This window comes from Hydrocoleum sp. CS-953, assembly GCF_002260545.1.
Taxonomy (GTDB): domain Bacteria; phylum Cyanobacteriota; class Cyanobacteriia; order Cyanobacteriales; family Microcoleaceae; genus Trichodesmium.
This window is the reverse complement of record NZ_LGSU01001326.1, coordinates 1-10003: the sequence shown is the minus strand read 5'-3', so window position 1 is coordinate 10003 and position 10003 is coordinate 1. Positions and strand designations below refer to the sequence as shown.

6 protein-coding genes and 1 pseudogene are annotated in these 10003 nt (G+C 43.5%); 1 reads left to right on the top strand and 6 read right to left on the bottom strand.

The genetic code is table 11. The annotated features are described in order from the left end of the window. The 5 genes and pseudogenes from AFK68_RS46355 to AFK68_RS46340 all read right to left on the bottom strand — a co-directional run. Positions 1-396 (bottom strand): TauD/TfdA family dioxygenase (locus tag AFK68_RS46355; RefSeq protein ID WP_371357543.1); only part of this gene is annotated, 396 nt, incomplete at its 3' end. A gap of 1042 nt (positions 397-1438) precedes the next feature. Then, on the bottom strand, positions 1439-2565 hold a 1127-nt coding region (locus AFK68_RS46350; protein ID WP_371357541.1), incomplete at its 3' end, for a calcium-binding protein. A gap of 1615 nt (positions 2566-4180) precedes the next feature. Further along, the coding region (locus tag AFK68_RS42510; protein ID WP_246844434.1) for an SdrD B-like domain-containing protein at positions 4181-5164 on the bottom strand (984 nt) is incomplete at its 3' end. 300 nt (positions 5165-5464) lie between these two features. After that, positions 5465-5749, bottom strand: a pseudogene (locus tag AFK68_RS46345) (SdrD B-like domain-containing protein); the annotation flags it as partial. A gap of 12 nt (positions 5750-5761) precedes the next feature. Beyond that, positions 5762-6368: SdrD B-like domain-containing protein (locus AFK68_RS46340; protein ID WP_371357542.1), on the bottom strand; the 607-nt coding region annotated here is incomplete at its 3' end. Between the two features lie 960 nt (positions 6369-7328). On the opposite strand from AFK68_RS46340, the gene AFK68_RS37285 reads away from it, so the two are divergent. After that, positions 7329-7475 carry a hypothetical protein gene (locus AFK68_RS37285; protein WP_168186636.1) on the top strand — a complete coding sequence of 49 codons (147 nt, stop codon included), beginning with the start codon at positions 7329-7331 and terminating at the stop codon, positions 7473-7475. Positions 7476-9046: 1571 nt separating this feature from the next. Here AFK68_RS37285 and AFK68_RS24490 read toward each other — a convergent pair. Continuing rightward, positions 9047-10003: sulfate/molybdate ABC transporter ATP-binding protein (locus tag AFK68_RS24490; protein ID WP_143438209.1), on the bottom strand; the 957-nt coding region annotated here is incomplete at both ends.

The window sequence follows — 10003 nt, the reverse complement described above, 5'->3', positions numbered from 1 at the left end:
TCCAGTTTTGAGATGAAATTTATCGAATAAGTCTGTTTGACTCAGTAAAGCATCCAGTGCATTGATTGCAGATTGATGCTTCTCGGATAAGGGTGGCAACCCATCTGCTAACATCCGATCAATTTGAGAGCCATAGTATCGAATTTGAGGATAATCTGAAGTCCCAGAAATAATTGGATATGTCTCTTTTCCAAAGGGATAAACTGCATCTCGCAACAGTGTAACGACTTCATCATCAAGATGCTGCAAAATGTCTTCAACAGGAACCATAATTGTTTCACCGCCTTTGTTATCAGCCACAACACACTGAAACGCAACCAATTCATGGGGTTGACTCATGTATGATGAATCCGTGTGGGGAGCTAATGGCAAGTGGGTACGGCTGTATCGCGTCACACCTCCCCCAAACCCTGCTTTTTTTTGATTAATACGGACTTGGGNTATCAGCCACAACACACTGAAACGCAACCAATTCATGGGGTTGACTCATGTATGATGAATCCGTGTGGGGAGCTAATGGCAAGTGGGTACGGCTGTATCGCGTCACACCTCCCCCAAACCCTGCTTTTTTTTGATTAATACGGACTTGGGTGACTGATATTTTTTCTGGTTCTGGGAAATGAGAATGGGGAGATGCTGTCTTGCGTAGAGCTTGAGCGAGATTAGTCAGCTCTGTTGTTCCTGTAACTGTCGAGAAATTATCAACCACCACATAGTGAGGATAAGTCTTTAATGCTTCACAGATGGATGCAGCTAGATTACTCAGGAAAATGATTTCGCTGTCTTGAGGTTCTACACTAGATTTTTCAATGGCAAGGGTTGGAAGATTCATAAGTCTAACAAGGTAGGATCAATAAGTTTGAGATAAATATCCAATGTGCAATCCCGGGACATAAGATTACACAAGGATCAAATGGTTAGATCGTGTCAGTTGAATTAATCCAGATTAAAAATCAGAAATTTGGGTAGAGAGGTTTAAATTTAACGTCTCTACATGAGAACGAATCATCCAGAGATGATATTCACCCCAAATCTGTATAACACCTAGAAACAATCACGAGAAGATGAAGTCCGATCCGCTTAAATCGTTGATATTGACGCTTTCTAACAGCAGTTGATTACCATCTCCCAAACTCAATAATGCACCATTGGCTGTATTTCTTAATAAGCCTTGGGTTTTCATTTGATTCAGCCCAGTTGAATTGTTAATTGATCCGACTCCTTGGAAGGCAATTTGATCGATCCCAACTTCAAAGTCTGTAATCTTGTCAGAAAAAACACTGTTATCATCGCCCCAAAAATCGTCATCGTCATCGTCATCGCCCCAAAAGCCGTCATCGTCATCGTCATCACCAGATAAGAAACCATGGCCGACCGCAAACACAAATTGATCGCTACCCGTCCCCCCCACTAAGGTATCTTGACCAGAACCGCCATNATTTGATCGATCCCAACTTCAAAGTCTGTAATCTTGTCAGAAAAAACACTGTTATCATCGCCCCAAAAATCGTCATCGTCATCGTCATCGCCCCAAAAGCCGTCATCGTCATCGTCATCACCAGATAAGAAACCATGGCCGACCGCAAACACAAATTGATCGCTACCCGTCCCCCCCACTAAGGTATCTTGACCAGAACCGCCATTGAGGGTATCATTGCCAAAACTGCCATGGAGTTTGTCGTCACCATCATCGCCGAACAGTTTGTCATTTCCTTCACCTCCTTCCAGGATATCATCACCGTTATCGCCACGAATGGTATCATTTCCGAGACTGCCATAGAACTTATCTGGGTTTGAAGTCCCCTTGAGTAGGTCATCTTCTAAACCGCCGAGAATGACATCATTTCCGAGTTGCTGAACTAAGGCATCTCCAGCCAATTCAATCTGACTGGAATTCAGTTTGACTAAGGTGAGATGGGTTGAGTTCTTAAAGGTGCGTTCATAGGTTCCAGTAACGGTATTGGCATCAATAGAGTCAATGCCGTTGTCACCATCAAGATCGATCGATTGATCGGTGGTAAAAAGGACATTGTTCGTCGAACCAGATTCTACATCAGCAATCCCTTCCCCGGAAATTAATTCCCCAGAAATGCCGAAATAATCAATAATTTCAGGTTGATTCAGATTCGAGGTATCCAGGACAATAAAGGCAACTTTGCTGTGGGCTTCATTGGCTTCGGCAGAGGTTTCAATTTCCTTGGCACTGAGGCTAATCTCAGCATCAAAATCAAAGGAAAAAGTTTCATTGGCGTCAATATGAAAACTGGCAATGACTTGAGTTTGACTTTGACTTTCGATATAGTAAGTCTCAGCTTGTCCAACACCAGCAGTTTCGGTGAACAAAATGCTGAAAGTCGGATCAAAGATAAAGCCCGCATTGGCAGTGGCGATCGCAACTGCAAGTCCTCCTTCTCCTTGAACCAAGGCATTTGTTTGAGAACTGGTTAAGCTATTGGTTGGCGAATTAGAATAGCCAAAAAACTGAGCGTTACCATTGGCATTCGCAAAGTTTAGGTTGGCAGGTGAATTATTGGGTTGTAAGAAAAATAGTGTTTCTTGTGACATAAAAATGTTCCTGGCTCCTGACTCTTGAATCCTAAAAAATCCCCTAGTATTTATAGCAAATACTAATTCAATAAGTATTATATCATGGGAATAGAGATGTTGAATTCAACATCTCTACAATTTTTCCCAAAATTACAGCATGAGGTTTATAGCGGTTTTCACTAAGGTAGAGGACAAAACTTCTGCCCTCTGCCTTTCCTCCAGAATGCTGCGCAAACAGCATAATTGCCTTTAACCCAAAATCTCTGTATTCTATAGTTATTGACACTCCACGGACTAAAGTCGCGTGGATTCGTGACTAGGAGCTGTAAATCGGGTTAAAACCACGATTTCCACATTGCACGGTTCCCGAAAAATCGAAACAACCACATTGCCAGTACCGTACCGTAGTACGTATACAGCAGCAGTCCACTAGGCGGTGCCAATTGCCACTACTCTCTCCGGCCATGCATACCATTGAGTCTACTTTTTAAGTTATCCGTTTTACTAAACTTACCCAAACTTACCCAAGAGGGNTATTCTATAGTTAGTGACACTCCACGGACTAAAGTCGCGTGGATTCGTGACTAGGAGCTGTAAATCGGGTTAAAACCACGATTTCCACATTGCACGGTTCCCGAAAAATCGAAACAACCACATTGCCAGTACCGTACCGTAGTACGTATACAGCAGCAGTCCACTAGGCGGTGCCAATTGCCACTACTCTCTCCGGCCATGCATACCATTGAGTCTACTTTTTAAGTTATCCGTTTTACTAAACTTACCCAAACTTACCCAAGAGGGTTTTGGAGTTAGCTTCCTGCTTCACAGAAGACCACTGACCACAGTCTGCAACTTATCTTCTCCACAGGCTTGAAATCGCTTGAAACTCAAGCTACTGACGTGCATAGTTTTCTAGGTTTATAGCGGCATTAAAATCTCTGTCTGCAGTGAAACCACAGTGTCCGCTGATAGCCCTAGTCGCCTTCAGAGAAGAAGTAGGAGAAAGGATGATCATCAGGGTAGGCATCGTCCTGCTGGTAGAAGGTGCCGGAGGAACCCCTGTCATCATCATCATCGTCACCAGCTAAATATTTGGAGAAATCGCCGCCGTCATCGTCATCGTCATCCCCGAGGATGAAGTGGGAGAAACCATCATCATCATCATCACCACCAACCTTCGAGCCAATACCAGTGTAATTGGCGAAATCGGAGTCCTCAACATCAGCCAGACCCAAGGGATCGCCACTGGCATTGACAGGGAGACCCATGGCTGTTCCCAGATTTGTTTGCAGACCCTCTTTAGCAGTTTCTGAAGCCGTGAAAATCCATTCTTCACCTGGGTTTAACAAACTGTCTTTGTTCTCGTCACCCACATTAAATCCACCACTTAGCAAAGGATCAGGGGTGAGTTTATCGTCGGTAACTTTGATGTTATCGAGTGCAGTCTCACCGGGGTTAGTGACCACATATTTGAACTCGACATGGCTTCCAACAGTAGCATATGGCCCGGGAGCATCGTCGGCATCCAGGAATCCTGTGTTCGGATCGCTACTGAAACCATCGTCATCATCGTCGTCGTCACCGGAACCACTGGGATGATAACCACCGTCATCATCATCATCGTCGTCACCGNGTCATCATCGTCGTCGTCACCGGAACCACTGGGATGATAACCACCGTCATCATCATCGTCGTCGTCACCGGAACCACTAGGATGATAACCACCGTCATCATCATCGTCGTCGTCACCAGCTCCAGAGCCGCCGTCAACTTTAACGAACTTCTCAATATCTATCTCAGCGTTAACATCCTGGAAGAAACCGCCATCAAGGGTGTTATCGGTTTCACCGGAAGTCAAGGTGACCACATCGGACATCAAACCATTATTGGGGTCAGCATCAGAGTCAATTGCTGGGTTGTTACCCACTTCGAAAGGACTAACTCCATTAAACCCAGTGGGTTGAGTGAACATCACCTTGTATTGCCCTGGAATTAAATCAGAGAACTCATAGATGCCGTTACCATTTGTGGTTGTGGTGGATAGGGTTTGACCGCTGGAATCTTGTAATTTGACAGTTGCACCAGCAATACCCGGTTCTCCTCCATCTTGGATACCATCGCGATCCAAATCGTTGAATACCTTATTACCCAAAGTTGCAAACTTGAAGAAACCCGCATCCAGGCTGTTATTGGCCTCACCTGCTGCTACCGTCACCACATCGGACATCAAGCCATTATTGGGGTCAGCATCGGAATCATTTTGTCTGTTACCCGCTTGGAAAGGACTAACTCCATCAAACCCAGTGGGCTGAGTGAACATCACCTTGTATTGCCCTGGAGCCAAATCTGTGAACTCATAGAGACCACTGTCATTGGTAACAGTTGTGTCAAGTGTTGTGCCGTTGGGGGCTTGCAATTTCACCGTAGCCCCAGGAATTCCGGGTTCGTTTGCATCCTGAATGCCATCTGCATCCAAGTCTTCAAACACTTTATCCCCAATACTACCTGTAGGAGGTTGCTCACCAAAATGATTGCTAGCGTCACTATCTGTTACCTCTGTGCCATTGGGATCAACTGCTGTGACTGTACCAAGATTAGTATACTGACCTGGTGTCACAGTTCGGCTTTTTGTATATGTCCACTCTTCACCTCGATCTAAGATGTCATTGCCGTTGTCATCACCGTTAACAAATATCGGTTCAAAGTCGTCGTATGGATCATTCGGCGTACCGTTATCATCGATCACCTCAACATTAGTCAAAGGGGTCTCCCCAGTATTCTGGACTTTGTAGGTGAAGATTGCCGTTCCCCCGACATCAATCACTGGCCCAGTTGGGGTGTCAGCATCCTGACCATTGGTGAACTTCTCGATGTCAATACCGGGTTGGGGTTGCACCACCTCAAAGAAACCGGCATCAATGGTATTGTTGGTTTCCCCGGAACTTAAGTTGACGACCTCAGACATCAAACCATTATTGGGGTCAGCATCGGAGTCAACTGCTCGGTTGTCACCGGCTTTGAACGGACTGACGCCATCAAACCCAGTGGGTTGAGTGAACATCACCTTGTAGTCACCTGGTGTCAAATCACTGAACATATACATACCACTGCTATCAGTGGTAGTGGTTGCCAAGGTTTCACCATCACGGTTTTGTAACTTCACTTCAGCCCCAGCAATTCCGGGTTCATTGCTGTCTTGGATGCCATCTTGGTNAACCATTATTGGGGTCAGCATCGGAGTCAACTGCTCGGTTGTCACCGGCTTTGAACGGACTGACGCCATCAAACCCAGTGGGTTGAGTGAACATCACCTTGTAGTCACCTGGTGTCAAATCACTGAACATATACATACCACTGCTATCAGTGGTAGTGGTTGCCAAGGTTTCACCATCACGGTTTTGTAACTTCACTTCAGCCCCAGCAATTCCGGGTTCGTTGCTGTCTTGGATGCCGTCTTGGTCAAGGTCATTGAAGACGAAGTCACCTAACTTGGCTTTCTTGAATAAGCCTGTATCGATAGTATCGTTGAACTGACCTGCTGCCAAGGTCACTTCATCGGACATCGACCCGTCGCTGTCAATGGCGGGGTCATTACCCACCTGACGGGGGCTGAACATGAAGCCACTGGGAGCCAAGAACATGGCCTTGTAATTACCGGGGTCGAGGTCATTGAACATATACATTCCGTTGCTATCGGTTGGGGTGGTCGCTTCAAAATTCCCCTGACCGTCCAGCAGCACAACCTGCACCCCTGAAATACCCGGCTCATTATCCTGCTGAATACCGTCAGCATTGAGGTCTTCAAACACAAAGTCCCCCAACTTGGCTNCTGAAATACCCGGCTCATTATCCTGCTGAATACCGTCAGCATTGAGGTCTTCAAACACAAAGTCCCCCAACTTGGCTTGTGTTTGAGGGGCTTCACCAAAGTGGTTACTGAAGTCCATATCCATGAAGGTTTCCCCATGGGGGTCATGGGCAGTCACTGTACCCTTATTGGTATACTGACCTTCTGTTACAGTTCGGCTGGCTTCATAAGTCCAGATTTAACCGGGATCGAGATGGTAGTTATCATTAGTGTCACCGCCGACAAAATGGGGATGGAAGTCATCACCCGTATGGTCAGGGGTACCATTATCATCTATTACTTCGACATCACTCAGAGACACATGACTGGTGTTGGTTACCNGGTAGGTAAAGTTAGCTGTATCTCCCACCGGAATTCTTGGCCCGGTTGGGGTGTCAGCATCCTCACCATTGGTGAACTTCTCAATGTCAATATAGTTTGTTTCTGTCATTTTTGTGCTTATCCCCTATCTAAGAAATATTTTCAACAAAAAGCCTGATAACCTTGAATAGTTTCGACAAAAAAGTGTCGAAAAACTCTCAAAAAGTTTTCTTGATGGCTTAATGTCAATTAGCAATCAAGTAGAGTGCTTGATATACTCTTTCGCAGAACTTTTATTTAATACTTGCAGTATACTATTATCACCAGGGTTTATTTGCCAAATTGGCAGGTTTTTGTGAATTAGAGCAATTTCAAAAAAAAATAGTTACAGTAAATGTAGGACTAAATTGTTAAGATATTTCCTGCTATTTTAGGGGATATAAATCAAATAATACTGTGAATATAAAACAGTTTTTTCTCCTTAATAGATTTTTTCTAGTCAATTTATGTTCTATTTAAGTCTTATCCAAAATAAATATTATGAATTACGATATCCTGAATTGTAACTCCTGAATCCTGACTCATACCAAAAAAGCTTATGTAGCAACATTTGATGAAAAAGGAATCACTGAAGTGGGAAGAAGGTAAGGACGAAGGAAGAAAAATAGTAAATTTTATTGCTCAAGTAGCAGCTCGAACTTTATACAAAAAACAAGCACTTATAATTAGTATCCTTGGCTTTGTAGCAAACATTTATTAAGATGGTATTAAAGAATTTTCTAAACAGTTAAATCCAACATTAAGTAGGTAGGCACGAATAAACCTCACTATGTAACGAAATATAAAGAGGTAACTCTGGGCAGTTAGCTCCTAGAGCGCCAGTGATTATCCAACTTGGCACGGGAGTTTTGCGATCGGGAGTTGCTTGGGTTTATCAGGAGTTTTTTGGAGGATGAGGAGTAGGGATGACTGTGGAGTTTGGAGGCCAAATTATCTTTTGCTATCAAGGTTTAATATAAAATCCGGTTATACAGTAATCGCAAAATTACTTCCTCTTAATACAGATGTTCGAATACGAATTATATACAGGACTAAAGCCATGCGAACCCAGAAACCCGGTTTCTTGTAGACGTCTATTGTTCAAAACAATGATTTACTGTAGAAACCGGGTTTATTTGCGTAAGTCCTCATATAGAACCCCTGAAGGTACTTATTTTTTTATACATGATGGGGGTGGGGAGTGTGGGAAGTGTGGTCCGGGTGGGGAGATGGGAGCCGCTTATTCTACCTTTTTCCCTTCTGAGTATTTCTTAATCTCCTGACTCCTGTACGGGCGTTTTGCTATCGCACAACTCCGTTAACGCTGCGCGACATATAAAGCGGAGCTTTGCGTTAGCACATGGCNTCCTGACTCCTGTACGGGCGTTTTGCTATCGCACAACTCCGTTAACGCTGCGCGACATATAAAGCGGAGCTTTGCGTTAGCACATGGCCGTTTCGCTGCGCGACATGAAACGCCCCTACGACTCCTGAGGACTGAGCCAAAAACTCGCAACTTTGCCAAGATACGCTTAGGGCTTCTATAGTTTAATACTTCAAATCCAATGTTTATCCTGACTGCTGACTCCTCCTCTTACCGAATAATTAAGGTTTAAAGCCTCTCCTTTAAAGGAGAAACAAGAAAATATTTCCTTTTATTCAATCCTATCCGTTTTAGGGAGAGGTAATTATCAATTATCAATTANCGTTGCGTTAGCACATGGCCGTTTCGCTGCGCGACATGAAACGCCCCTACGACTGCTGAGGACTGAGCCAAAAACTCGCAACTTTGCCAAGATACGCTTAGGGCTTCTATAGTTTAATACTTCAAATCCAATGTTTATCCTGACTGCTGACTCCTCCTCTTACCGAATAATTAAGGTTTAAAGCCTCTCCTTTAAAGGAGAAACAAGAAAATATTTCCTTTTATTCAATCCTATCCGTTTTAGGGAGAGGTAATTATCAATTATCAATTATCCATTATCCATTATTGAACACTCATACTTATTCACCAAACCCTAATTAGTTAATTGTATTTTTGGTTTGACGTTTCACCAACATAATATCTTGAGAATCTTGAAGATACCAGTTAACATTTGATTGAGATGGAGTACCCTCTAGTAATAACAAACGGAACGGATCTAGACAAACCTGCCAAGGAAAAGAACGATTTTTCATTTGATGCCATTTTTCCTTAAATACTTCTGCGTGTAAATCATAGTCAAAAGCATTTCTTGCAGGTCGATATAACTTCAAATATAAAGTCATCCGATGTTGAGTTTCGCTGGTTGNCCAGTTAACATTTGATTGAGATGGAGTACCCTCTAGTAATAACAAACGGAACGGATCTAGACAAACCTGCCAAGGAAAAGAACGATTTTTCATTTGATGCCATTTTTCCTTAAATACTTCTGCGTGTAAATCATAGTCAAAAGCATTTCTTGCAGGTCGATATAACTTCAAATATAAAGTCATCCGATGTTGAGTTTCGCTGGTTGCTGCTAACCAACAGGGGAAAGTATTAGGTTCGTTGGCATCCTCCGTAAAAGTAATCTGGTGAGCGCGAATACCAACGTGAGAAAAATGTTCTGGAATGGGTTCGAGAATATCAAGACTGCATCCCCACTCAACAGCTTCTACTTTACGATCGTCTATAATTACTGCTTGAGAAAAGTTCTTACAACCAGTTAACTGAGCAACTCTCACACTGGTAGTATATTCAAAAATGTCATGTTTGACACCGTGATTAAGAATAATTCCGTCATCAACTACTAAGAGATTTTGGCAAATGCGGTAAGCTTCCTCTAGGTTGTGAGTCACCAATAATGTCACCCCTTTATAATTTTCTAGGGTGGCAATAACTAATGTTTCAATCTGATGTCGTAGGTGGGTATCTAATGCGGAAAAAGCTTCATCTAATAATAAAGCGTCCGGTTGACTTGCTAATGCTCGCGCTAGAGCTACCCGTTGTTGCTGACCTCCAGAAAGTTCCCCTGGATATCGTTTTTCATATCCTGGTAACTGCACTGCCAAGAGATGCGCTCGTACTTGTTGTTGAATCTCGTTTGAGGACAAACCTCTAGGTAAACCAAAAGCAATATTTTCAGCAACGGTTAGATGGGGGAAAAGAGCATAGTTTTGAAATAGATAACCAACGTGGCGATCGCGACTGGGTAAATCAATTTTCTGTTCTGCATCGAATAATACTCGCCCATTTAAAACTATGCGTCCTTGAGTCGGAGTTTCTAA

Bases quoted from the DNA above. Each gene is read 5' to 3' on its own strand.
- AFK68_RS37285 (WP_168186636.1), top strand. From the start codon at position 7,329: ATGAAAAAGGAATCACTGAAGTGGGAAGAAGGTAAGGACGAAGGAAGA.